The sequence below is a fragment of the Spirosoma jeollabukense genome (assembly GCF_054777855.1).
The window spans coordinates 70224-94861 of sequence record NZ_BAAHAD010000010.1 but is presented as its reverse complement, the minus strand read 5'-3'; the positions used below and the strand labels follow the sequence as shown (position 1 = coordinate 94861).

The window sequence follows — 24638 nt, the reverse complement described above, 5'->3', positions numbered from 1 at the left end:
ACACTAGGGATAAGCACTTATTTTTTTAGCCCGGTGAAACCCGAATTGATTAGTCGATGAAATACTTATTTCTGACACGACCTGTTTAGTAGCGAAATCTATTTCGACAACTTTGCCTCCCTGCCCGTTTGTATTTAGTACTTGATAACCTGGCCCAAAGACTATGTGATTATTGGTGGGTAGAAACTGGGCACTACTAATAATTTTTGAATACGTTTCGGTTCCTCGCTCTTTACCATACGTCCAGGTTTGCTGAACAGTCAGGTTTATCGGGTCAATTTTATACGTTACCGCTCGGCTATATTTAGCCGCAGACGGATTAAACTCCCGTACTGATCCATTATCAAATATCATCTTATCCCCATTGGGCAATTGCGTAATGTTGTGCTGGTACCAGTTCCACTCAAAATCAGGGGTAACGGTTGTGCCAGCAATCACACCCGCGTCGGTAATCAGATTACCAGTAACGTCAAGAGGTTTCAACAGGAACTGGTTTAAGTCTTCGCCACGTCGGTTTGTTTTCCAACCCGCGTGGGCCGACAGAATCCATTTAACATGATTCGTATAATCTAGCTTTACCAAGCCTTGTGTACGCCCTGATACCATGATGGTATTATCAGTTGAATCGTACTCAACGGCATTACCATGAAACCAGTCACTGGCCGGTTGAACGCCATCAGGACTTGTCAGGTTAGTTCTCGTTTCATCGAGCGATTCTTTCAAATCCCACACAGTTGAGAGGCTGCCGCTTTGTCGATCAATTTCTATGACAAAATCCTCAACAGTCGGACTGACCCCATCTTTATACGTACTACCAGGCTTGTTAGCGTTTAATAAGAAATTGCCATTCGGTTTTTCGCTAACTTCGTGATGAAATGTATAACCTGTAGCACTAACATTCCAACTGTTGAGCACTTTACCCAATAAATCAATTTCATAAATTGCTTGCGATCTGCTGTCTCCAAAAAAGAAATTACCATTTCTCAGGCGACTAATACCGTCTTCAAAATTTAGTATATTCAACTGAGGATGAGAGCGGTAATCCATTACCCAACGAATTTCGCCGTACGCGTCCATAAAAAAGGGAGTATGCGGGGCACCAACACTGTAGTTGCTCACTAGAATTAATCCTGGAGCGACTTTTGTTTCATCAAAAGGTGCGGCTACAATAGAAGTTGGCATACTAGGCGGCAAACCGCCTGTTTGCACAGTAATAGTACTTTTCGCCAGCGTATCGCCACTTGCACCAACGACACGAATATCAACGGTGTTGGCATAATTAGCATATAGGCCAATCAATGGTATTGAGTGCTGTAAACCAGTATCATTAAAGAGATGCTCTACATACGTAATCTTGCCATGTTTACCACGGACACTAATAAACGTTTTCCCCACTGCCGATACCGAGTAATTAACCAGTGCTGACAAAGGTGTGTATCCGTAAGGATTCAATTTGATCGAATCAGCGGCAATAGTGAATACTAACGGGGAAGGCGTATTAGTAGCGTTGACTTTAACTCCAGTAATATTATCAGATGTTTCCTGTTCACCACCCGAACCAGCCAGGATCGACGCGGTTATATTTTGTTGGGTATGTTCAGGTACGCCCGTTTTACGAGTAATACTAAACCCTACCACTTTGTTATTATTAGCCCCAATGACAATTCCCGCCTTACTTGTAACCGTAATATAATTGCTAGTTTCCGAAAAATCCCAATCACTATTCGAATTGGTGACTCCAGGATACACGTTGGAAGTCCCGCTATTGGTAGGGTAGGCGATTGTAAAAGCGGATAGCTTGAAAACTCGAAAAGAAATTACTCCGGATGTAGGATTGTTATTGGTTTCGTTAATGGTTACCAAGAAATCACGCGGGATACCCGTCGATGCTGAATTGAAATTCAGATCATTCATCAGAACAGTAGGCGATAAATTAGGCGTGGTAGCTTTTTTTGATGAAAAGGCTACGCCAAGTGTTTTTACTATACGATTCCCCTTAGACACTAAAGTTACCTTTTCTGAAGATAGCCAAGAAGTATGATTCTCAGCGTTAGTCTTTGTAGCTGGAATGCCAGCTTTACTATTCATTTGATGATACCCGGCAAGAGCTATAAGCAGCCAGACAGAAAGCTTAAATATTTGTCTTTTCATCGTCTTCAAAAGCGTTTAGCATGAAAGTGTCTCTACCGTTTAATAAACAATGCACGATTACCTAAATCCCTCGTAGATATGCATTAAAAGTGCCTAATACGTGGCAATAATAAACTAACGTAGCATCATTAACAACTTACTTTTATGTAAAAAAAGAATATTTTTATATAATAAGTATAAAAAATGTGTCTCTATTAAACAAAGTAGTTAATATCTATAGAGTTCTTATACCTAATAGAACTGATCGACTATAGGGTCTTTTTTACTTTGCAAAAGCAAGGGTATTCTGGCAATTCAGCATCGAAAAATCTGCGAATTTTGTTTCTGGCCGGGTTGGATTTCGTTCTGCGAATGGCGACGTTTGCCCCGTTCTTTTTATAAGCCATTTTCTCTGTTATGAACAATCCACAGCTTACTGCACTCTTTCCAACCGAAGACCAAATTCCAGCCGAATACCGTATCCAACCGATTCACCAGCGCGAATACCTCATCAATGGCGAAATGCGGCAATGGGATGGTCCCGTTTCCGAAGTGTACTCACCAATTTGTATACCTGCCGCCGATGGTACGCTACAACGTAAACTGGTAGGCAGTTTCCCAGTCACGGGTCCTGATGAAGCTGTTGAAGCATTAGAGGCTGCGGTGGCGGCTTATGATAATGGCCGGGGCGAATGGCCAACCATGTCGGTTGCTGACCGGATCAAATGTATGGAAGTCTTTATCGGTAAAATGCTCGAGCAGAAGAAGCTGGTCGTGAACCTGATTATGTGGGAGATAGGCAAGAATCTGGCCGATGCTACCAAAGAATTTGATCGGACAGTGAAATATATCTATGACACGATTGACGCGCTGAAGGAAATTGACCGGGCCAGCTCACGGTTTCGCATTGAAGAGGGAATTATTGGCCAGATACGTCGGTCGCCGATGGGCGTTGTACTAGCAATGGGTCCGTTTAACTACCCGCTAAATGAGACGTATACAACCCTGATCCCGAGTATTTTGATGGGAAACACGATCCTGTTCAAAACGCCGAAACATGGTTCCCTACTCCACTACCCACTACTGGAAGCCTTCCGCACCAGCTTTCCGAAGGGCGTCGTCAACTCCCTCTACGGGCGAGGGGCGAATGTCATTCCACCTGTAATGAAGTCAGGGAAAGTTAACGTACTCACGCTGATTGGTTCCAGCCGGGTAGCCGATGAGCTGCAACGCCAGCATCCTAAACTCAACCGACTGCGGTCCATTATGAGTCTGGATGCCAAAAACGCAGCGATTATTCTGCCCAATGCCGACCTGGACGTAGCCGTTAAGGAGTGCTTGTTAGGTACGTTGTCATTCAATGGGCAGCGATGCACGGCGATCAAAATAATCTGGGTACATGGCTCTGTCGCCGACGAGTTTTTGAAACGCTTTAGCCCGGAAGTAAGTAAACTGAAACCCGGCATGCCGTGGGATGCCGGTGTACAGATTACACCCCTACCCGAACCAACCAAGCCCGGTTACCTCGCCGATTGCATCCGTGAAGCTGAAGAAGGTGGTGCGGCCGTTATGAATGAGGGCGGTGGGCTAGCGTCAGAATCGCTGGTCAAACCGGCGGTGGTCTATCCGGTTAAAGCAGGCATGAAGCTTTATCGCGAGGAACAGTTTGGCCCTGTGATCCCGGTGGTGCCTTTCGACTCCATCGAACAACCCATTGATTACCTCATTACGGCCGATTACGGACAGCAGGTGAGCGTTTTCGGTACGGATACCGATCAGATTGCCGAGTTAATCGACCCGCTCGTCAATCAGGTTTGTCGGGTGAATATCAATGCGCAGTGCCAGCGTGGACCCGATACGTTTCCGTTTACCGGCCGAAAGGATTCTGCGGAAGGTACGCTGTCGGTGGAGGATGCACTGCGTTCCTTTTCAATACGTACCGTCGTGGCCACCAAAGATACCGATGTTAACAAGGGCATCCTGAACGACATCGTTGGTCAACACAAATCTGAATTCCTGAGCACGAATTTTATATTCTAAATAATTGAACACAGAGGCACGGAGAACACAGAGCCAAAAGCAATTTAAAACTCTGTGTTCTCCGTGCCTCTGTGTTCAATACATTTCTTTTTTCGTATGTTTAACATAAGTCATTCATCAACACTAACCTGTCAATTCCTGAACAATGGGCCTTTTTGATTTCATACGCAATGAATTTGTCGAAGTAATCGACTGGGTGGATAACTCCACAGATACGGTTATTTATAAGTTCCCCGATAACGGAAACAACATTAAATACGGCGCACAGCTAACAGTCCGGGAATCGCAGATGGCCATTTTCCTGAATGAAGGCAAAGTAGCGGATGTTTATCCGCCCGGTCGATACGAACTCACGACGCAGAACATGCCCATTATGACGACGCTGCGGTCGTGGAAATACGGCTTCGAATCGCCTTTCAAGGCTGACGTATACTTCGTGTCCACCAAACAATTCACGAACCTGAAATGGGGCACGCAAAACCCGATCATCGTCCGCGACCCTGAATTTAAACAAGTACGCGTTCGGGCATTTGGCGTGTTTTCACTACGGGTAACCGATGGGGGCAAATTCCTCCACGAGTTCGGCGGCACCACGCCCGTTGTCCGCATCGGCGACCTGGAAGAACAGCTACGTACCGCCATCGTCAGCAAGTTTTCGGATACGGTAGCCGAGTCGAATATTTCGGTTCTTGATCTGGCGCGTAACTATCAGGAATTGGGTGAAAAAATGCGTCCGATTCTACAAGATGATTTTACAGCTTATGGACTGGAACTGACGCGTTTTTACATCGAAAACACCAGCCTGCCGCCCGAGGTTGAAGCGTTTCTGGACAAAACAACTCAAATGAACATGGTTGGCGACATGGCTCGCTTCCAGCAGTTTCAGGCGGGGGTATCGCTCGAAAAAGCCGCCGAAGAAGGGGGTGCCGGTGGTGCGGCCGTGTTGATGGGCGGTTTGGGTAACTTCATGGGTGGCGCGAGTGCTCAGAACGCGCAACAACCCGCTGCTGATGACAAAGCCAAAACGATGGAGTTGCTTAAACAGTTAGCCGACCTCAAAACCGCCGGTGTGTTGACCGAAGACGAGTTCGCGGCTAAAAAGGCGGAGCTATTAGCCAAAATTTAGGTTGGTCCTTTCCTTCATATTCTTCAGTAATGCCACCAACCGATTTATTTCGGGTTCCCTGCCCAACCTGCGGTTCGCAAATGCGGTTCTCGGCCGAGAAACAGCAGTTAAGTTGCGACCATTGCGGCAACACGCAGGCCATTCCATTTACAAAAACGAAACTGGAAGAACGGCCCCTGCATGGGTATCAGGTCGAAAACCAATTATTGCCAAATGCGCCTACCGAAGAGAAAGTTGTATTCGACTGTCCCAATTGCGGAGCCAGAACAACGGCCAACGCCGATGTGCCAACCATTACCTGCGCCTTCTGTGGCACAAAGAACGTTAACCCTGAGGCCCGTAAGACCCGTCTGATCGAACCGGCGGGTGTGTTGCCTTTTCGGCTGTCTCGGGAACAGGCGATCGAGCGATTCAAAACGTGGGTTGGTGATGACTGGTTGGCTCCCTCCGATCTGAAAGCGGGGGCCATCCCCGATAATTTCCGGGGTATTTACATCCCGTTCTGGACCTTCGATGCGCAGGCCTATTCAAACTGGCAGGGAGAAGCCGAATTTTATTACTACGTATCCGTTCAGGTGCCTGACGGCAAAGGTGGCACAGTCCGTCAGCAGGAACAGCGCGTTCGGTGGGAACCCCGTAGTGGATCGCACGCTGCTTTTTACGATGACATTCTGATCATGGCCTCGAAACAGTTGGCCAATCAGGAAGAGAGCGTAGCTGAAGCCAGTAGCTATAATATGGCCGATGTTGTTGATTACGACCCGCGATTTCTGCTGGGCTGGGATGCCGAAGTCTATAGCATCGACTTGCCCGATAGCGCCCGTCGGGCCGAAGTCGACATTCACAATCGGGAGGAAGCGGCCTGTGCAGCGGAAATGGGTGGGAATGTACAGCGGAATCTACACGTATCAACTCAGTTGTCGAACCAGACGTTCAAGCACATTTTGTTGCCTCTATGGATTTGTGCGTACGTTTACAACGGAAAAGCCTATCGATTTTTAGTCAACGGCCAAACCGGTCGCATTGCTGGCGAACGGCCTAAATCAGCGGCTAAAATCACATTAGTAATGCTTGGTTTCCTTTTATTAATTTTACTTTTCTACATGCTGGGAAAGAAATAATCACTACCTCATTTGCTCAAAGCCACTACGCTAACAAAGGCCTACGGCTCACTCGCTGCCGTCCGAAATGTATCGCTCGCCCTCGAACCGGGACGCATTATGGCACTCGTCGGTGCCAGTGGTTCAGGAAAGAGTACATTACTAAATCTGCTGGCCGGACTGGCCGACGCTGATTCCGGTGAGGTGCAATTAAATGGCAAACGGATTGAAGGACCATCGGAAGTACTGGTGCCGGGGCATGACGACATCCGGTTGGTGCATCAGGAGTATCAACTGATGCCGAACGTATCGGTGCGTGAAAATATAAATTATGCCCTCCGTTTTTTCGAGAAAAGTTACCGTGATTTTCGCGTCAATCAATTGATTAAACTCTGCCGTTTGACCGACGTTCAGGACCGAATTCCGCGCCAGATTTCGGGGGGCGAAAAACAACGTACCGCCATTGCCCGAGCCATTGCCGACAAACCCGCTGTGCTCCTGCTCGATGAGCCATTCAGCCATCTTGACCTGCCAAACCGGCTGATTGTCCGGGATTTATTGTTCGATCTGGTTCGTCATGAAAATACCGGGTCACAGGCGACAGCCTGCCTATTTGTAACCCATGATGCCACCGATGCTCTCTCCATTGCCGATACATTGGGGATTCTGCGCGACGGGAAATTGATTCAACTAGGCTCACCAGTAGACGTTTACCGACGACCATCAACGGCCTATGCTGCCCGCATGACCGGCCCAGTCAACATTCTCAAAGCCAAGCATTTGCCTTTATTTGGCTTTTCGGACGTAGTGACTCCGGAAGAATTGGTTTGTCTCCGACCCGAGCAAATTAAGCTCGACGATACAGGTATTTCTGCTATAGTCAGGTCGGTGTACTTTAAAGGAAGCCACTATGAAATTGAGGTAAACTTGTCGCGCTACGTATCACTACGCTTACTAACTACGCGGGATGACCTAGAGACAGGTCAGCGTATAGGTGTATCGCTGACGGATGGGGCAATTTGGAGACTGAAGGGATAAGTCTATGGTATTTGGTATTCGGTGGGCTTGCGCAGACATAGCCACCATCAGCCCCTGTAGCGATGGACCACCGTATACCGAATACCGTAAACCAAAATTACATCAGACGCTTAATCAGCTGCTCGACCGAAATGCCTTCAGCTTCGGCTTTGAAGTTACGAACGACGCGATGGCGCAGAATTGGCAAAGCAACCGCCCGCACATCTTCAATATCAGGCGAATATTTTCCCATCAGCAGCGCATTGCATTTGGCGGCCAGAATGAGCGCCTGCGATGCCCGGGGGCCCGCTCCCCACTCCAGGTACTGGTTAGCGTCTGCTGCCCCCATGTCGGTATTTGGCCGGGTTTTATGAACGAGTTTAACGGCGTATTCAACCACATTGTCTACGACTGGCACCCGCCGTACCAGGTGCTGGAACTCCCGAATTTCCTCGCCCGTAACCACCCGTTGCACCTCATAGCGTACATCAGACGTCGTATTTTTCACGATGTCTACTTCTGACTGATAAGACGGATAATCCAGGTAAATGTTGAACATGAACCGATCCAATTGGGCTTCGGGTAGCGGATACGTCCCCTCCTGCTCAATGGGATTCTGGGTAGCCAATACGAAAAACGGTCGTCCCAATCCATATTTCTGGCCTGCGATGGTCACCGAGTACTCCTGCATGGCTTCCAGTAAAGCCGCCTGCGTTTTAGGTGGCGTCCGGTTAATTTCGTCCGCCAGAATGATATTGGCGAAAATTGGTCCTTTGATGAACTTGAAATTGCGCTCCTGATCGAGGGTTTCGGACCCAAGAATATCGGATGGCATCAGGTCGGGCGTGAACTGAATCCGGTTGAAATCGAGGTCCAGCGCACCCGCTATTGTCTGAATAAGTAGTGTTTTAGCTAAGCCGGGTACTCCAACCAGCAGGCAGTGGCCCTGGCAGAAGATAGCCGTCAGCAACAGACGCACTGTTTCGTCCTGACCTATGACAACCTTCGAAATTTCGTTTTTAAGCTTTTGGTAAGAATTAGTAAGGGCTTCCGCAGCCGCGACATCCGATGAGTAAGGCACAGGTAAGAAAGGTTAATGATGAATAATTAATGATAAATGATGACCGGGTCGCCGGGGCGATGATGAAGGATAAGTGTGTGGCTTATCCTTCATTATTCATCATTTATCATTCACTAATTACTGCTCGCACCGAGCGCAGCGGCACTGTTCTGGGTAGTACCGAATATTCGACAACTGTGAAATTCGGGATCGACCGTGATGTATACGTCGGCAACCGATTTTTTAAACCAGTCGTCGATGGCACGGTTCTTTTTATTCTGAAGAACAATCGTCTGTAATTTCTCAAAATCTTTCGTAAAATCGGCGGTATGGGGTGGCACTTTACTCTTGAAGTAGAGCAGGCGTACCGCACTTTTACCGTCTTCGGTACGATAAGGCAGCGGGGCCGAAATGCTACCTACTTTCATGGTATCAAGCATCTGAAACATGGCATATTCCATCGAACCATCCATGGCCAGCCGACTTCCCCCCGACTGTGGATCGCGGATCAATCCACCTGCATCGGCCGTATTTTTATCTTCTGAATAATCATGAGCCGCTTTTTCGAATTTCAGTGAGTCAATCTGAATAAGATTGCGCAGACTGTCTAAATAACGGGTTGGACCGGTCATATCCAGACGATTGTAGTCGGGACGCAGCAAAATGTGCCGGGCGCGGTATTCGGCTCCACGGGTTTCCAGTAATTGAATCAAGTGCAACCCGAAATCAGACTCCACTACGTCCGACATTTCATTCGGTTTCAGTTTCAACGCTGCCCCCTCAAAAGGAGCCACCATCATACCGCGTTTGGCAAACCCTAAATCACCCCCTTTTTCAGCCGATCCAACGTCTTCGGAGTTTTCTTTGGCTAGTTTGGCAAAATCTTCCCCTTTCTCGACCCGGTGTTTGAGATCGATCAGCCGCTGACGCAGGGCTTCCTTTTGCTCTTTGGTCGGTTTGGCAAACCGTACAATCTGTCCCACTTCTACTTCGGCGGGCATGTAGGGCAAACTATCCCGGGGAATGCCGTCAAAAAATTTACGAACATCACGGGGAGTCACTTTCACGTCAGTCGTAATTTTATTCTGCATTTTTTGCACGATCTTCTGATCTTTCACCTGCTGGCGCAATTCGCTTTTCAGCATTTCCAGGCTCTTGCCATAGGCTTCAACAATATTTTTCTCGGAGCCGAACTGCTGTGACATATACTGCATCCGGGAATCGAGCTCGCTGTCCACGATCTTTTCCTCCACGACTACGGAGTCGATTTCAGCCTTAGCCAGCATCATTTTGTTGACCACCAGGCTTTCCAGCAACTGGCACTTTTGCGGAGGTGTCTGGTTTTGCCCAACGTAGGATTGATACGCTTCTTCCAGATCAGAACGAAGAACGTAGTAGTTGTCGACCTTCGCTATGATTTTATTCAGGCTGATGCCCTGCCCCTGCCCAAAGGTAGGCACAGTCAGAAACCAGCCAACCAAAACAACGAGCACACTGCTAATAACTTTTTTCATGTTCTAAATATAAGCACAGAACGGCTAGCGGTCTGCGATTTAAGTAATTTTAAGAGGTAAGTAGACCATTTTTTTACTTTCGTCCGGCTACCCAACTTCGTTAGCCAACAAAATACTCTATTTCGCTAACTTCCGGATTTCATCTTCATTCACTTTCACCGGATAGGTTTGCCGAAGCTGGGCCAGCCATTGTTTTTCTAACATTGCCTGATACTCGTTAATTACCGCTCCCCGGGCTTCGGCAAACGTTTTGACACGCGCGGGTTCGATACGGTCAATGACAACGGCAATCGCCTTGTTATCACGATGCAACGTAGTGGTACCCACTTTCCACTGAGCAGAAGCAGGCAGATAGGGGTTTTCCCCCTGCGCAAACGCACCGGTCGTGATCACTACTGCCGGATCGCCTGTGGTGGATTGATATTTGCTGTTAATAACTTTTACTACGTCTTCTTTGGCGTTGCTGAAATACTGGAATGTTACATTACGCTGGGCGTCTTTCGCGGCTCCCGGACGGGCGCCCTGGTAATCTTTTTCCATGATCCGGCTGAGCGTAATACCATTTTTCTGCAAGTAGCCAACCACCGCCCGGATTCGCCCGGCCGATACCGAATCACGCTCGGTGGGGTCATGCGAACCCGACACCTCCACGACGTAGTCAGGATTGCGGTTCATGACCACCAGTACGTCGAACAGGCTCTCGCGTAAGTCTGAGGTGATCGCTGTCTTCGTTTTGGCAAAGGTCAGCGCGGGAGCCGACCGCCGAAGCTGGTAGGGCGGTTTACCACTGAACATACTCATTGTCTGCTTTAAGAGACTATCGTTTTTTGCCACCACGATTGTCGATACGGCCCGCTCAGGCAACCGGTAATTGGCTTTATGCTGTTCAAAGTAGTACCGTTGGCCAGTGGAGTCGGCCATTGAGCGATCCCAGACGTTCTGCTCCATCCCCAGCGATAGCAACACGCCATCGTGAATTTCATTTAACAACGCGCGAAACTCCGGCGACTTTTTGTCCAGGTTCGCTTCTTCCGTTGCTAGTAACTGATCACCGACAAACCGGTCAAACAATCGACGCATGGCCACTGCGGGTGAGCCCGAAACAGCACTTACTACGTTGGTGGATCCGTTCGTGGCCATGGCCGGGTTTCGCGGAGGTTGTTGACGCTGACGAACGAAGTCGAAAAACTGGTTGACTGTATAAGGCCTATTAGCAATCGTTACAACTGACTTGTTTTGAAGCGCTGGATCAAGGGGCTCTGTATATTTCCACTGACCACGCAGCAAGCTGCTGTCGGCTTTGGTCAATGCGGCATCAAGCAACGATGTATTCTCCTGAACCGTATATTCTTTCCGAAGGCGTTGGACGGTAGCTTGCCGCAGTATTTCGGCGCGGGTATCGGTCGTGACGCGTTGGCGTAACGAAGGGGAAAGCGTGGCGTAGGAATCCAGCGGCTTCCGGTCAATAAGTTTGATAATGTGCCAGCCGTAGTTGGTGCGTACGGGTTTCGAATAATCGCCCGGTTTGGCTAAACTAAACGCAGTATCTTCAAAGGCGGGTACCCATCGGCCCGGTTCAAACGCGGGCAAAACCCCACCGTTGGTTTTGGACGTAGCATCATCGGATATATCCTGACAAACGGTTTCAAAGGAATCACCTTTCTGTAAACGGGCATAAGCCGCATCGATTCGATCCTTTGCCACTTTCTGACCGGGTTCATCGGCGCTGGGGCTCAGCCGTACCAGAATATGCGCCACCCGAACCCTACCCCGACTTGGCCGACGATTATTGACTTTAACGAGATGATAGCCAAACCGCGTCCGAACAGGCTGCGAAATATTTCCCACCGGCGTTGTATAAGCCGCTGTCTCTAACGGATACACAATGCCGAAGGCCGAAATATACCCCAGGTTTCCCCCGTTGGGAGCCGTAGTGACATCTTTCGAATTTTCGCGGGCCAGCCTGGCAAAATCCTCTCCGGCCGTAGCCTGTTTGCGCAGTGATAGTATGGATTGATAAGCCGCTAACGTATCCGCAGGCGTCGCATCTTCCGAAACAGGAATCAGAATATGCGACGCATTTACTTCCTGCTGCATCCGCTGATACGCTTCGGCTGCCAGTGACTCAACCAGCACTTTATCGGTCAGGTAGGATTGCGCCAGTTGCTTCCGGTACGTATTCATCTCTTCCCGAAATGCCTCGGTGGTGTCGCGTCCCTGGGCTTCGGAAGCCAGCACTTTTAACTTCAGATTGGTATACAGATCGAAGTACTCTTTCACGTCGGTCCGCTGAGCCGAATCCGACGAAAGTTGATTTTTGGTAAACGATTGAAAAAAATCGTCGGTTGTGAAGGTTTTGTTCCCCAGTGTCAGAATTACGGGTTGCGGGGGCGTTTGCTGAACAACCGGTGCAGCTGTTTTACAAGCTGTTAAGGCGAGAGCCAGCAAGAGTCCGCCTGTAAGTTGGCGCATAGCGTCGATGTGAAATTATAATGTATGGACGATCTACCGTAGTGGTCTTATTATCAATTTTCGGTACGGGCGCCGAGGATAATTATCGTAGGGTAAAAACCAAGTAAATGGTAAAAACATTCGTTTTTGGGCTACCTCTTACCGTAAGAAACGACCCATATGCGTCGCTTATTGGCGAACGGCCTGAATTTTCACGGCTTTAAGCGTGATGTCGTATTCTACTTTGTATTCAAATGAATCTTGTTGATTTTTCCCCGTAAAGACGACCGGGACCTTAATAAATTGCTGTTTTTTCTGGCGTAAGGCCGCTTCATGTAGTTCAACGCTACTTTGGCCCAGTACATCATCATTGTCGAGTTTGTCAGCCAGTTGCAACCCAACGCCCGATGCAACCAGCCCGGCCGATATGTATTTCAAGGGCGTCAGCACTTCTGCAGCCGTCAGCAGCAACGTAGCAGGAATGGAAACAACGTTATGGATTTTCTGAATTTTGGTCAGTGTTTCCTTTGCCTGATTGTAATCGTCCACTTCAACCAGGATCAGTGACGCCACGATTTTTCCGTTTTTAGGCAAGGCGAGTTGAATTGGACGGGCCGGGTGTTCGTTCGTTGCTAAATCAAGTAGCTGGCCTTTCTTAACCGTTTCAACGCCCCAGCCACCATTGACAACACCAACAGGTTTATTCTGCGCATCATAGCTCGTCAGTGAATAAGCCATCATCAGCTCATCGCGTCGGCTTAACGTTTCCTCCAGATTAACGGCGTTCAAGGTCCGGGGGGTTAGTTCGGCCGTGAGCACCGGTTGACGGGCGCAACCGGTCTGAACCAGAATTACACTGATTAACTGACAAAAAATGATTAATTCGCTACGTATACGCAACAGCGTGTTGATTACTGGCATTGATTGTTAGGCCTCAAGAAAATCGTTTAAATCCTGTAAATACCGGTAGGGGCGCCCGTGCGATCAGACGCTTGGTTCCTGCTGGCTGAGGCAATGGAAACTCCCTAAACCCCAGACGATGTCCGTTGAGTCGATGCCAATAATTTTACGATCCGGGAAGCACGTACCGATAATGTCCAGGGCTACCTGATCTTTATGGCAACGAAATGTTGGGACAATCACCGCGCCGTTGGTGATCAGGAAATTGGCGTAGGAAGCGGGTAACCGTAGGCCGTCACTTTCGACCGGATCAGGCATGGGCAACTCTACGATGTTTAATTGCTTGCCGTTCAGCAGCCGCATCTGTTTCAATTCGTGATGAATTTCCTGCAAAAACGGATAATTCGCATCGTTCCGGTTCGACTCATAAGCCGCAAGGACGGTATCCTCATTTACGAACCGAACCGTATCGTCGATATGCCCGTCGGTATCATCGCCAACAATGCCTTCTTCGACCCACAGCACTTGCTGAACCCCGTAGTAATCACACAGATACTGCTCAATGTTTGCCTGCGTCAACTGGCTATTCCGGTTCTGGTTAAGCAGGCAGGCCCGGCTGGTCAGCACCGTTCCCGCGCCGTTAAACTCCACCGAACCGCCTTCCATGATGATGCCCCCAGTGGATGCTGCCGGTGTTACGTAATCTAACTGACGATACCGGGCAATTTCTACCGGAATCAGATCATCCCGGTCATAGGGCGGATATTTACCTCCCCAGGCGTTGTAGCCCCAGTTCACAATCATCCGTTCCTTTTTCTGAGGATTGATCAGAAAAGCCGGTCCATGATCGCGGCACCAGGAGTCGTTCGTAGGATGCGGCAGCAACGTAATACGGCTCATATCGGCACCAGCCGCCAGCAGTCGCAACGTAGCGCCTTGTATAACTACCTCATTGTGCGCATTTATACAAACCTGCTCACTTTCGGAAATCGCTTTGATAAAATCAATGTAAGCCGGAAACATCAGTTCCTGCCGCTCACGCGTCCAGGAAGCTTCCGTATGGGGCCAACTAAGCCAGGTTGCTACGTGCGGGTGCCATTCGGCCGGAAAGAAAAAACCCTCTTGGGCAGGAATCAGCGTAATGTCGGATGCGGTATTCAAGCGTATGTCGTTGGCAACTTGGCCAATTTTTCTCCAAAGTTACAAAATTAGGCGGGGTCAGGGTGTTACCTTCCAGTTACTAATTGCCGCACGGCATCTACCGACAGGCCCCTGAAGTCGTCAATGATGAGGGCCGCACCGGTGTCAACGAGTTCGTCATGCGTGTGTGTCGTGGCTACAGCCACCACGCTCATCCCGCCCCGAAGGCCCGCTTCGATACCCGCAAATGCATCCTCAAAAACGATGCAGTGCGCCGGTTCTACCCCAACGCGTTCGGCGGCTGTCAAATAAATTTCAGGGTCGGGTTTTCCTTTATGAACCATGCTGGCATCCACGATCGCATCAAAATAAGGACGTAGTGGCAGGCCGTCGAGCGTAAACCGAACATTACTTTCTGGAGCCGATGTTCCCACGGCCAGTTTCACCCCCTGCGCACGCAACGCCCCCAAAAAATCCAGCAGGCCCGGTGCAGGCTGTAGATGTGGTCGGTATAAGTCGCGGTAGATGGCTTCTTTCTCTTCGGTCAATACGATCAACTCGCCGGGCGGAATGGGTCGTTGAAATACGTATGCCATGGCATCAGCAGAAACGCGTCCGTTGATATTTTCTACATACTGCTCTTTCGTCAGTGGCCGATTGTGTTTCTGGGCAAACTGTAGCCAGGCATTGACGTGAAAATCGGTATTGTCAACCAGAACGCCGTCCATATCGAACAGACAGGCCCACGCAAAATCGGAAGAATGTGTATCAGGCATAAAAACAGGTAAGACTCTTGTTGAGCCGCAAGGTATTGCAGGTATGTGCGTGCAAAGAACGCAGATTGCAGCTTATGCTACGTCATCGATTGCCGTTGGCGGTACATTTCCCGGCAAAACATCACCGGCTAAAACGGCGGCTTCATGCAGCAATTCGGTCGCCACCAATTCATCGGTTACGTCTTCAATGCGCTCATCGAAGGCGTCGATTCCTTCGTCCGTTATAGGCGAAGGGGATTTCATGCCCAGCAGCAACCGACCCACATAAAGCAGGTTGAGCGAAAAACGTAATTCAGGTAATGTCGTGCTATGACGAGTTTGGGGTTCGATTAACATAGTACTTCGAGAACACCAACTACCAGCCAATGGGTTCGCAAAGTAATATGTAGTGCGTAGCCGGGCTGGTGTATCTACAAGGCTTTAATCTTCACATTCCGGTAGTAAATCGGGGCACCCGCGTGTTTGCCCTGTAGGCCAATGAAGCCATGCAAGGGCAGATCGGCGGCTGGTTTATTGAGCCAGGCAGGCACTTCAGACCCATCGGGATTTGTTTTGGTAGACGTAAACTTCGTCAGATCGATCGTATTGACTAATTCGTTGTTCAGTACAACATAGATCATTTTCCCCTGACACGTAATGGTATAGCGATTCCACTCGTCGGGCTTTTTGACGGTCCGTTTCGTGGGTGCCTGATGGCCGAAGAAAGCGCCACACTGCCAATTTGCCGGCGAATCGGCCCATTTTTTTGCGTAGTCGTCAGCAATCTGAATTTCTACCGAATTAGGAATCCAGTTGGTTGTATCACTCGCATGAACGACCACCCCACTGTTGGTTCCCTCGGCTGTTTTGAAGAGCAAATCCAATATAAAATCATCGTATGGCACTGCTGACCAAATGGCTTTATCTTCTGTGGCGGTCAGTATCCCCCCATCATCCATACTCCACACTCCTTTGGGATAAGAAGCCTCCGAAAGGTCACTTCCGAATAACGACTTCCAGCCAGCTCCACTCGGATTAGGATGGCCTTTGGGCGGCAAACTAATCGCTGGCGTTTGAGCATAAAGGGAATAGGTCAGACTCAGGGTCGCCAGTAACAGGAAGTATTTTTTCATTGGATGGCAATTAGATTTACTACACAAAGACGATCGCATCTGAATATCAATTTATTATGGACCGTTCAGCCTTCGCAGGAAAATATTGAAAACAGACTAGATTCTTTCACAAATATACACCCCCGATTGGTTCACGAAAGGGGACGTAGCAGATCAGAGAGTGCTTCTGTAGAAGAAAGCGAAGAACGGAGATGTTGTTGGAGGAGGAAGCCCACCTACCCCTAATCGGCAGTTGGGCATTCTGGACTAGGCGCGTAGCTTTAGGAGTCGATCAGCATTGCCGTGCGCAATCTTTTCAACGTCGGTGGGCGGTAGATTAATGCTATTCAGAAAAGCGCGGCCCTGCTCGTTGGCACTGAACGGATAGTCAACGGAAAATAGAATTCGATCCACGCCAAACGTGGCCAAAGCAGCCAGCAGGGGAGGTTGAGTGAAGATGCCACTGGTCGTAATATAAACCTGCTGTTGCAGCGTCTGACTGATGGTGCGGGGCAGGTGAGTCATCTCCTGGCTAAAAATCAGATCGCACCGGGCCATCATAACCGGCAGGGTTTCGCCCATATGACCAATAATCAGTTGCAGGTTGTGAAACCGTTCGAAGGTGCCCGACAGAACGAGCCGTAATACGTGAATAGCCGTTTCGGCATGCCAGCCGAAGCCCGCCATGCCTAGTTGCGTAGATAGAGCCGGAGCCAATCCATCGTAATACACCGCTTGGATGGCTTCAGGTGGTACACCCGGGTGCAGGTACAACGGCACCGCCAACCGCTCGGCTCGTTCGAGTAAGGGCGCAAAGCGAGGATGATCTAAAAACTGGTTCTGTGTCAGGCCATTAATCATCGCTCCGCAGAAGTGCAGGTCTGTTACCGTGCGTTCCAGTTCATCAGCTGCAGCCTCGGGATTCGACATCGGCAGGTGAGCAAACCCGGCAAAGCGGTTCGGATAAGCAGCGATTCGCCGGGCCAGAGCGTCGTTATAATCACGGGCCAGGATTGGCCCCTGCCCAGCATCTAACAGGTCGGCTCCCGCGCCGGAAACCGACAATACCTGTACCGTAATACCAGCCTCATCCATCGTTTTCAGTCGTTTCTCCCCCACTTCCGCGAGTTGAGAACCCACTCTTTTGGTGGGTGAATTCGGACTGTCGGTTGCTGGCCAGCCACGCGCGGTGATGGCAGCTTCGGGAATACGACTGGTTAATTCGGAAAAGCTGATGTGTTCTTCCAGGGCTATAACGCGCATATGAGAGAGTTTCTTTGACTCAAAAAGCCGATTAATAATCGATGATTAAAGGGATACTTTCCGTTCTAATCGGGTTTCCATGAAATTAAAATTTGCTGAGTTTGGGGCATTGCTATTTGTACTAACACGCTATGAGCGCGTTGGTTAGGCTAAGATATATTAAGTGAGGGATTGGCTATAATCTTCCCGTCGCCCGACGGTAGTGCCGCGTCTGCTGGATCTCGTCAAGTTGTGACAGGACTTGCCAATCGGGTTAATCTCTGGCAGGTGTATTGTGGCGAGACATTATCCTCCAGCAGGCGATTAGCGATTTCCTGTGAGTAGATACCTATCGAATTGGCTATTTGTCGAGTACAGACCTACATTTTAACTACTAACTGTAGAAGTCAATAGTCGGAAATAGAATCAATTATATGCAACAATTACAAAACAGGGTCACTTTCAGCCGCTTTAACAAAAAGACATTCCTGCTTTTTTTAGCGCTTTTTTCGGTCAGCGTCGCGTTTGCGCAGTCAGGAGCTACGGTAGCCACTGACAGAAAACCTACGTTGCATCTGTTTATGATTGGCAATAGTTTTTCGCAAAACGCGTCAAAATATCTACCCCAATTAAGTAAGGAAGGCGGGCATGAATTAATAATCGGACGCGCCGAACTAGGGGGTAGCTCTCTACAGCGGCACTGGAATCATGCCGAAGCTGCCGAACGTAATCCGGACGACCCTGAAGGCAAACCCTATGGTGGAAAATCCCTGAAGATGCTGTTATCCGAAGGCGTTTGGGACGTAGTGACCATTCAACAGGCGTCAATACTTTCCGGCGATGTAGAGACGTATCGACCTTATGCCCGTAAGCTGTTTGACTATGTCAAAAAGATACAACCGAACGCTACCATTGTTTTTCACCAAACCTGGGCCTACCGTTCTGACTCAAAGGATTTTAGCCAAATTGCACCGAAAGATTCCGCGAAGAGCGCTCAGGAAATGTGGGGAAAATCAAGAGCGGCTTACCACACGATGGCTGACGAGTTAGGGATTCCGATCATTCCCAATGGCGACGCCTTCTGGCGGATCAACTCAATGGCTAAATGGGCTTACCGAAAAGACGATACGTTCAATTTCAGCCAATCACAGGCACCAAATCTGCCCAACCAAACTCATTCGTTGCACATGGGGTATCGCTGGGATAAAGGCAAACTAGCCTTTGATTCCCATCATGCCAATGCAGCCGGATGTTATTTAGGTGCCTTGGTCTGGTATGGTTTCCTGTTTAATGAATCACCGGTTAAGCTGACGTTTTGCCCTGAAGAGGTTGAGCCAGGTTTTGCTAAGCAGTTACGGAAAACAGCTTGGTCAACAGTCAGGAAAGAGAGCAGGAAGTTGGCTAGTATGAGGACGTGGGTTAAAAAACAAATATGATGTTCAACGGAGAGTCGCCAATCTAAAGGCATACGATAAACTTCCAGATTACCCCATTCTAAAACACCCTACCTTTGCAGTATGAATACGACCTTACTGCAACACCTCAACGATCCAGCTATTCCGTCGCCCTGCTTTATTCTGGAAGAAGCTAAACTTCGCCGAAATCTTGAACTCATTGATTCCGTACAACAGGCGGCTGGCGTAACGATTATTCTGGCTCTCAAGGGCTTCTCGATGTACAGCGCCTTTCCGCTGGTGCGCCACTATTTAAGCGGAGCCACGGCCAGTTCGCTCAACGAAATCAAACTGGTTAATGAATACATGGGGGTGAAAGCCCACGCCTACATTCCGGCTTATCAGGATGCCAGTTTTGACGAAGTAGTGGAACGTAGCAGTCACTTGACGTTTAACTCATGGAGTCAATGGGAGCGGTTTAAAGATCGGGCTGTCGGGCGAGTATCGTGTGGAATCCGGGTAAATCCGCAGTATTCAGAAGTGGCCACCGACATGTATAATCCTTGTGTACCGGGCTCAAGACTGGGTGCTACCCGCGACCAGTTGCCCGATCAATTGCCCGAAGGACTGGATGGCATTCATTTTCACACGCTTTGCGAAAACGATTCCTTTACGCTCGAACGAACGCTCGATGCCCTTGAAAGTCGGTTTGGAGACTTGCTGCATCAGGCCAAATGGGTCAACTTCGGCGGAGGGCATCTGATGACCCGCGAAGGGTACGACACGAATCACCTCGTTGGATTACTGACCACTTTCCGGCAGAAATACAATGTTGATGTGATACTGGAACCGGGTTCGGCCATTGCCTGGCAAACGGGAGTCCTAACGTCTACCGTACTTGATATACTTGATAGTCAGGGAATTAACGTTGCTATTTTAGATACGTCCTTTGCTGCTCATATGCCCGATACGCTCGAAATGCCCTACAAGCCCCGCATTATTCATTCATACCATGAACCCGTTGCCGGAAAACCAACCTACCGGCTGGGTGGAATGACGTGCCTCGCCGGTGATTTCATGGGCGACTACTCGTTCGATAAACCGCTCGAAATCGGCGACATTATTGTGTTCGACGACATGATTCACTACACAATGGTGAAAACCACTACGTTCAATGGAGTCAATTTGCCAAGTATCGGTATCTGGAAAGAAAACGAATCGTTTCAATTAATTAAAACCTACGGGTACGAGAGTTTTAAGGATCGATTAAGCTAGTAGCGCTACTGTCATTGGTTTTTCATTAATCGCATAAAATATCCCGTAGGGATTTAACAGCGTAGCGTCGGTAGTGAAAACGGGTTCCTAGATAAACAGCGTGCCGTCAGGTACGCAATTATTCAATAAAGTTGCGTGCCTGACGGTACTTAAGGTATTTTACAAATTATTCTCTCTACCGACGCTACGCTGTTAAATCCCCACGGGATAGCTTGCTCGATGAGCAACTAAGACAATCGAAATGACGAAAAAACAAAAAACCTGCGCACAAAGATGGTCGCAGGTTTTTTTCTTGACAGCTAAAGGTGTACTGCGTAAAGCAGTTACGCAGGTAAAATTACACAATTTCCCGGAATTGCAATTTTGTAGCAAGATCACTGCTTCACAAACTCGCGATGGTAGGCCGCTTTATAAAGTTCTTCTTCAGGCAGGCTCTTGAAATATTCATACGTAATGCGCAACCCTTCATCCCTCGACACTTTGGGTTCCCAGCCAAGAATCGCTTTGGCTTTCGTAATATCGGGCTGACGTTGTTTCGGGTCATCTACCGGCAAATCCTTCAGAACAAGTTTCTGCGTTGTTCCAGTGAGTTTAATGATTTCTTCGCCGAATTCCTTAATGGTAATTTCCGACGGGTTACCAATGTTTACCGGGTATGCATAATCACTCAACAACAGGCGATAAATCCCTTCAACCAAATCATCGACGTAGCAGAATGAACGCGTCTGGCTGCCATCGCCAAAAACGGTCAGGTCTTCCCCTCGTAATGCCTGACCAATGAAAGCGGGCAATACCCGACCGTCGTTCAGGCGCATCCGGGGTCCATACGTATTGAAAATCCGTACGATACGTGTTTCCAATCCATGGTATGTATGGTAGGCCATCGTTATCGCTTCCTGAAATCGCTTGGCTTCGTCATACACACCACGCGGCCCAATTGGATTCACATTTCCCCAATATTCTTCTGGTTGTGGGTGAACGTTGGGGTCGCCGTACACTTCCGAAGTGGAGGCAATCAGTACGCGTGCGCCCTTTACCCGCGCCAGGCCTAAGCAATTATGAATACCTAACGACCCTACTTTCAGCGTCTGAATCGGAATTTTAAGGTAGTCGATCGGGCTGGCTGGCGACGCAAAGTGAAGGATGTAATCTAGTTCGCCCGGCACATGGATATATTTGGAAACGTCGTGATGGTAAAACTCGAAATTGGGCAGGTGAAAGAGGTGCTCAATATTACGAATATCGCCCGTAATGAGGTTATCCATCGCCATGACGTGATACCCTTCTTTAATAAACCGGTCGCAAAGGTGCGACCCTAAAAATCCGGCTCCGCCGGTTATTAATACACGCTTCATAAATTGCTCAGGAAAGGACTAAACACAGAGAAACAGAGTTTGACAGAAAAGCAACGGAATACGCTGTATTTTCCCGACAAATCTCTGTTTCTCTGTGGTAAAATAAAAATCAAACTTTCTGTTCAACTGGCGCCAGTACGGCTTCGCGGCCAACGCTGTAGTAGGTATAGTTCAACTCACGCATTTGATCAACTTCATACACGTTCCGGCCATCAAAGATCACTTTCCCTTTCATCAGGAGATTCATCTTGTCGAAATCAGGGGTGCGGAACAGCGGCCATTCCGTAATAATAACCAGTGCATCGGCGTCGTCAAGTGCGGCATACTGCGTATGGGCATACGTAACAGCGTTCCCAATCTGATTGCGGACATTATCCATTGCTTCAGGATCATACACCGTCACTTTCGCACCAGCTTCAAGCAGTGCCTGTATGTTATCCAGAGCCGGAGCTTCACGAATATCGTCGGTATACGGTTTGAAGGCCAGCCCCCACACAGCAATTGTTTTTCCTTTCAGATTACCACCAAAGTGATTGCGAATCAACGGCATCAACTTTGTTTTCTGCTCGTAATTCACTTCCATGACCGACTTCAGCACTTTGAAATCGTAATCGAAATCTTTAGCGGTTTTGGCCAGCGCCTGTACATCTTTCGGGAAACAGCTACCACCGTACCCAATGCCTGCAAACAGGAATCGCTTACCAATACGGCTGTCGGTACCAATACCCCGGCGAATATCGTCTACGTTGGCACCCGCCCGCTCGCACAAGTTGGCGATCTCGTTCATGAACGTAATTTTCGTAGCCAGGAATGCATTAGCGGCATATTTGGTCATCTCAGCCGAACGCTCATCCATGAAAATGACGGGGTTCCCCTGACGTACCAAAGGCGCATACAGGCGATTCATTACCCCTTTCGCCCGATCAGATCGAGTACCGATAACCACCCGGTCGGGTTTCATAAAATCTTCAACGGCCACACCTTCCCGCAAAAATTCGGGGTTCGACACTACGTCGAAATCAACCTTGGCATTGTCGGCGATGTGTGCGTAAACTTTCTCTGCCGTACCAACTGGCACGGTACTTTTGTCTACAATAACCGCATACTGATTCAGGATGGGACCCAGATCGCTGGCTACTTTCAGGATATATTTAAGGTCGGCTGAACCATCTTCACCCGGAGGGGTTGGCAAGGCCAGGAAAATTACTTCGGCGCCTTTGATACCTTCTTCAAGGTTGGTTGTAAACGACAAGCGGCCTTCCTCCACATTCCGGTGGAATAAAGTCTCAAGGCCTGGCTCATAAATGGGAACGATACCATTATTCAGTTTTTCAACTTTTCGTTCGTCAATGTCAACGCACGTTACCTGGTTGCCCGTTTCAGCAAAACAGGTCCCCGTCACAAGGCCTACGTATCCGGTTCCAACGACTGCTAATTTCATAAAGTAAACAGTATATAAATGAGATTTATAGCTAACACTCAGGATAAGGCAAACTAACCGATCTTTGCAAAAATAGGAGATTTTTAATAACCTACTACTACTGCATCAACGAATACTGATTGATGGGTATAAACGATTCATTCGTTAAAAAAATTAGTACCAGCACCTAAGAATAGCCCAAATTAGCAAATCAATTAACTTCTTGTTAACTATTATGACTAAAAATTTATTTTCACTGGCCATACTCCTTTATTTCGTGCTGATTTGATGTTTATTGTCGTTATGTATGCAACTAATGTTGATACTTGTCTGAACAACTTTTTATACACATCAACAAACGAAATGAACAACTGGATTTATGAACACTGAAATTGGAGAAAACCAAGTAAGCTCCTCTGATCGACTAGCGCTTGCACAATTGATTATACAATCCGTGCGCGATTTAAGCGAACGGCTTATTCGTCCAAATATCCGCCAATGGGATGATGAACAGCATTTTCCGGCTAATCTGTTTCAGCAGTTAGGCGAACAGGGCCTTATGGGTATGCTGGTACCCGTTGAATATGGTGGAGCTGGACTCGGTTATCCCGAATACGTAGCAGCCATTGTCGAACTATCGCGGGTAGATGGATCGATCGGATTGTCGATGGCTGCTCATAACTCACTCTGTACCAACCATATTTTATTATTTGGTAACGATCAGCAGAAGGAAACCTATTTACCCCGGCTCGCTGCTGGCGAATGGCTCGGCGCCTGGGGTCTGACTGAACCTAATACGGGTTCTGATGCGGGCAACATGCGTACGACGGCTGTTCGCGATGGTGATGACTGGGTGTTGAATGGAGCAAAAAACTTTATTACACATGGCATAAGTGGTAACGTAGCGGTAGTGATCGCCCGAACCGGCAACCCGAACACAGCCCATAATGCTACGGCCTTCATCGTCGAACGAGGCACACCCGGTTTTTTGGGTGGTCGGAAGGAAGATAAGCTGGGGATGAGAGCATCAGAAACGGCCGAAATGCTGTTTCAGGATTGCCGAATTCCGGATAGTCAGCGATTAGGTGCCGTTGGCGACGGGTTTGTACAATCGCTGAAAGTATTGGATGGAGGCCGCATTTCAATTGCCGCGCTGAGTTTGGGCATCGCTTACGGTGCTTACGATGCCGCTCTGGCCTACGCAAAAGAGCGTGAACAGTTTGGCCAACCTATTGCTAACTTCCAGGGAATCAGCTTTAAACTGGCGGATATGGCTACTGACATAGAAGCAGCTAAACTGCTTACCTACCAGGCCGCTGAGTTGAAAGACGCTGGAAAGCCAGTTACGAAAGAATCGGCAATGGCGAAACTATTTGCCTCGGAAACAGCTGTGCGGGTCGCTAATGAGGCCGTACAGATTTTTGGCGGATATGGTTACACAAAGGATTTTCCCGTTGAAAAATTTTACCGGGATGCCAAACTTTGTACCATTGGCGAAGGGACAAGTGAAATACAAAAAGTAGTAATTTCGAGACAGATTTTAAAATAGAGGAAAAAAGAAAGAAGGGGATTCAAGGATAATGGAAAACACAGTGTGAATTCCTTTT

At 48.5% G+C, this 24638-nt stretch carries 19 protein-coding genes; 7 read left to right on the top strand and 12 right to left on the bottom strand.

The annotated features are described in order from the left end of the window. Positions 1-3: 3 nt before the first annotated feature. Positions 4-2151 (bottom strand): aryl-sulfate sulfotransferase, encoded by a 2148-nt coding sequence (locus tag ACYVEA_RS26950; protein ID WP_461116530.1) that lies wholly within the window; start codon positions 2149-2151, stop codon positions 4-6. A gap of 396 nt (positions 2152-2547) precedes the next feature. On the opposite strand from ACYVEA_RS26950, the gene ACYVEA_RS26945 reads away from it, so the two are divergent. The 4 genes from ACYVEA_RS26945 to ACYVEA_RS26930 all read left to right on the top strand — a co-directional run bounded on the left by ACYVEA_RS26945 (position 2548) and on the right by ACYVEA_RS26930 (position 7434). Then, on the top strand, positions 2548-4170 hold the full coding sequence (locus ACYVEA_RS26945; protein WP_461116529.1) for an NADP-dependent glyceraldehyde-3-phosphate dehydrogenase: 1623 nt from the start codon (positions 2548-2550) through the stop codon (positions 4168-4170). Between the two features lie 145 nt (positions 4171-4315). Continuing rightward, on the top strand, positions 4316-5296 hold the full coding sequence (locus tag ACYVEA_RS26940; protein WP_461116528.1) for an SPFH domain-containing protein: 981 nt from the start codon (positions 4316-4318) through the stop codon (positions 5294-5296). A gap of 29 nt (positions 5297-5325) precedes the next feature. Continuing rightward, complete coding sequence (locus tag ACYVEA_RS26935; RefSeq protein ID WP_461116527.1) at positions 5326-6417, top strand: TFIIB-type zinc ribbon-containing protein; 1092 nt, start codon at positions 5326-5328, stop codon at positions 6415-6417. A 12-nt stretch (positions 6418-6429) separates the two neighbouring features. Beyond that, positions 6430-7434, top strand: a complete 1005-nt coding sequence (locus ACYVEA_RS26930) for an ABC transporter ATP-binding protein (RefSeq protein ID WP_461116526.1) — start codon at positions 6430-6432, stop codon at positions 7432-7434. Between the two features lie 97 nt (positions 7435-7531). Here the strand turns inward: ACYVEA_RS26930 and ACYVEA_RS26925 are convergent, their stop codons facing one another. From ACYVEA_RS26925 to ACYVEA_RS26885, 9 genes are all read right to left on the bottom strand, one after another. Then, positions 7532-8494, bottom strand: a complete 963-nt coding sequence (locus tag ACYVEA_RS26925) for an AAA family ATPase (RefSeq protein ID WP_093829566.1) — start codon at positions 8492-8494, stop codon at positions 7532-7534. A 113-nt stretch (positions 8495-8607) separates the two neighbouring features. After that, positions 8608-9987 carry a peptidylprolyl isomerase gene (locus tag ACYVEA_RS26920; RefSeq protein WP_461116525.1) on the bottom strand — a complete coding sequence of 460 codons (1380 nt, stop codon included), beginning with the start codon at positions 9985-9987 and terminating at the stop codon, positions 8608-8610. A gap of 117 nt (positions 9988-10104) precedes the next feature. Beyond that, entirely contained in the window at positions 10105-12459 is a 2355-nt protein-coding gene (locus tag ACYVEA_RS26915) for a peptidylprolyl isomerase (protein ID WP_461116524.1), read from the bottom strand. A gap of 168 nt (positions 12460-12627) precedes the next feature. Beyond that, on the bottom strand, positions 12628-13359 hold the full coding sequence (locus ACYVEA_RS26910; RefSeq protein ID WP_461116523.1) for a hypothetical protein: 732 nt from the start codon (positions 13357-13359) through the stop codon (positions 12628-12630). Between the two features lie 63 nt (positions 13360-13422). Continuing rightward, positions 13423-14499: an agmatine deiminase family protein gene (locus ACYVEA_RS26905; RefSeq protein ID WP_461116522.1), complete on the bottom strand. Its 1077-nt coding sequence runs from the start codon at positions 14497-14499 to the stop codon at positions 13423-13425. 65 nt (positions 14500-14564) lie between these two features. Next, complete coding sequence (locus tag ACYVEA_RS26900) at positions 14565-15254, bottom strand: HAD family hydrolase (RefSeq protein ID WP_461116521.1); 690 nt, start codon at positions 15252-15254, stop codon at positions 14565-14567. A gap of 72 nt (positions 15255-15326) precedes the next feature. Further along, positions 15327-15590, bottom strand: a complete 264-nt coding sequence (locus ACYVEA_RS26895; RefSeq protein ID WP_461116520.1) for a hypothetical protein — start codon at positions 15588-15590, stop codon at positions 15327-15329. 74 nt (positions 15591-15664) lie between these two features. Next, positions 15665-16366 carry a 3-keto-disaccharide hydrolase gene (locus tag ACYVEA_RS26890; protein WP_461116519.1) on the bottom strand — a complete coding sequence of 234 codons (702 nt, stop codon included), beginning with the start codon at positions 16364-16366 and terminating at the stop codon, positions 15665-15667. A gap of 246 nt (positions 16367-16612) precedes the next feature. Next, complete coding sequence (locus ACYVEA_RS26885) at positions 16613-17608, bottom strand: amidohydrolase family protein (protein WP_461116518.1); 996 nt, start codon at positions 17606-17608, stop codon at positions 16613-16615. Between the two features lie 413 nt (positions 17609-18021). Between ACYVEA_RS26885 and ACYVEA_RS26880 the strand changes: the two genes are divergently transcribed. Both ACYVEA_RS26880 and nspC read left to right on the top strand, forming a co-directional pair. Then, positions 18022-19023 (top strand): DUF4886 domain-containing protein, encoded by a 1002-nt coding sequence (locus ACYVEA_RS26880; protein ID WP_461116517.1) that lies wholly within the window; start codon positions 18022-18024, stop codon positions 19021-19023. 81 nt (positions 19024-19104) lie between these two features. Beyond that, positions 19105-20256, top strand: coding sequence for a carboxynorspermidine decarboxylase (nspC, locus tag ACYVEA_RS26875; protein ID WP_461116516.1), 1152 nt, complete (start codon positions 19105-19107; stop codon positions 20254-20256). A gap of 374 nt (positions 20257-20630) precedes the next feature. On the opposite strand, the gene ACYVEA_RS26870 is transcribed toward nspC, so the two are convergent. Together ACYVEA_RS26870 and ACYVEA_RS26865 are read right to left on the bottom strand one after the other, a co-directional pair. Next, on the bottom strand, positions 20631-21611 hold the full coding sequence (locus tag ACYVEA_RS26870) for a UDP-glucuronic acid decarboxylase family protein (RefSeq protein ID WP_093829536.1): 981 nt from the start codon (positions 21609-21611) through the stop codon (positions 20631-20633). A gap of 109 nt (positions 21612-21720) precedes the next feature. Beyond that, positions 21721-23052 (bottom strand): UDP-glucose dehydrogenase family protein, encoded by a 1332-nt coding sequence (locus tag ACYVEA_RS26865; protein WP_461116515.1) that lies wholly within the window; start codon positions 23050-23052, stop codon positions 21721-21723. Between the two features lie 358 nt (positions 23053-23410). Between ACYVEA_RS26865 and ACYVEA_RS26860 the strand changes: the two genes are divergently transcribed. Then, on the top strand, positions 23411-24580 hold the full coding sequence (locus tag ACYVEA_RS26860) for an acyl-CoA dehydrogenase family protein (protein WP_461116514.1): 1170 nt from the start codon (positions 23411-23413) through the stop codon (positions 24578-24580). Positions 24581-24638: the final 58 nt, after the last annotated feature.

Excerpts from the sequence above, each read along its gene's own strand:
- ACYVEA_RS26950 (WP_461116530.1), bottom strand. The coding sequence starts at position 2,151 with ATGAAAAGACAAATATTTAAGCTTTCTGTCTGGCTGCTTATAGCTCTT.
- ACYVEA_RS26945 (WP_461116529.1), top strand. The coding sequence starts at position 2,548 with ATGAACAATCCACAGCTTACTGCACTCTTTCCAACCGAAGACCAAATT.
- ACYVEA_RS26940 (WP_461116528.1), top strand. The coding sequence starts at position 4,316 with ATGGGCCTTTTTGATTTCATACGCAATGAATTTGTCGAAGTAATCGAC.
- ACYVEA_RS26935 (WP_461116527.1), top strand. The coding sequence starts at position 5,326 with ATGCCACCAACCGATTTATTTCGGGTTCCCTGCCCAACCTGCGGTTCG.
- ACYVEA_RS26920 (WP_461116525.1), bottom strand. The coding sequence starts at position 9,987 with ATGAAAAAAGTTATTAGCAGTGTGCTCGTTGTTTTGGTTGGCTGGTTT.
- ACYVEA_RS26915 (WP_461116524.1), bottom strand. The coding sequence starts at position 12,459 with ATGCGCCAACTTACAGGCGGACTCTTGCTGGCTCTCGCCTTAACAGCT.
- ACYVEA_RS26910 (WP_461116523.1), bottom strand. The coding sequence starts at position 13,359 with ATGCCAGTAATCAACACGCTGTTGCGTATACGTAGCGAATTAATCATT.
- ACYVEA_RS26900 (WP_461116521.1), bottom strand. The coding sequence starts at position 15,254 with ATGCCTGATACACATTCTTCCGATTTTGCGTGGGCCTGTCTGTTCGAT.
- ACYVEA_RS26895 (WP_461116520.1), bottom strand. The coding sequence starts at position 15,590 with ATGTTAATCGAACCCCAAACTCGTCATAGCACGACATTACCTGAATTA.
- ACYVEA_RS26890 (WP_461116519.1), bottom strand. The coding sequence starts at position 16,366 with ATGAAAAAATACTTCCTGTTACTGGCGACCCTGAGTCTGACCTATTCC.
- ACYVEA_RS26885 (WP_461116518.1), bottom strand. The coding sequence starts at position 17,608 with ATGCGCGTTATAGCCCTGGAAGAACACATCAGCTTTTCCGAATTAACC.
- ACYVEA_RS26880 (WP_461116517.1), top strand. The coding sequence starts at position 18,022 with ATGCAACAATTACAAAACAGGGTCACTTTCAGCCGCTTTAACAAAAAG.
- nspC (WP_461116516.1), top strand. The coding sequence starts at position 19,105 with ATGAATACGACCTTACTGCAACACCTCAACGATCCAGCTATTCCGTCG.
- ACYVEA_RS26870 (WP_093829536.1), bottom strand. The coding sequence starts at position 21,611 with ATGAAGCGTGTATTAATAACCGGCGGAGCCGGATTTTTAGGGTCGCAC.
- ACYVEA_RS26865 (WP_461116515.1), bottom strand. The coding sequence starts at position 23,052 with ATGAAATTAGCAGTCGTTGGAACCGGATACGTAGGCCTTGTGACGGGG.
- ACYVEA_RS26860 (WP_461116514.1), top strand. The coding sequence starts at position 23,411 with ATGAACACTGAAATTGGAGAAAACCAAGTAAGCTCCTCTGATCGACTA.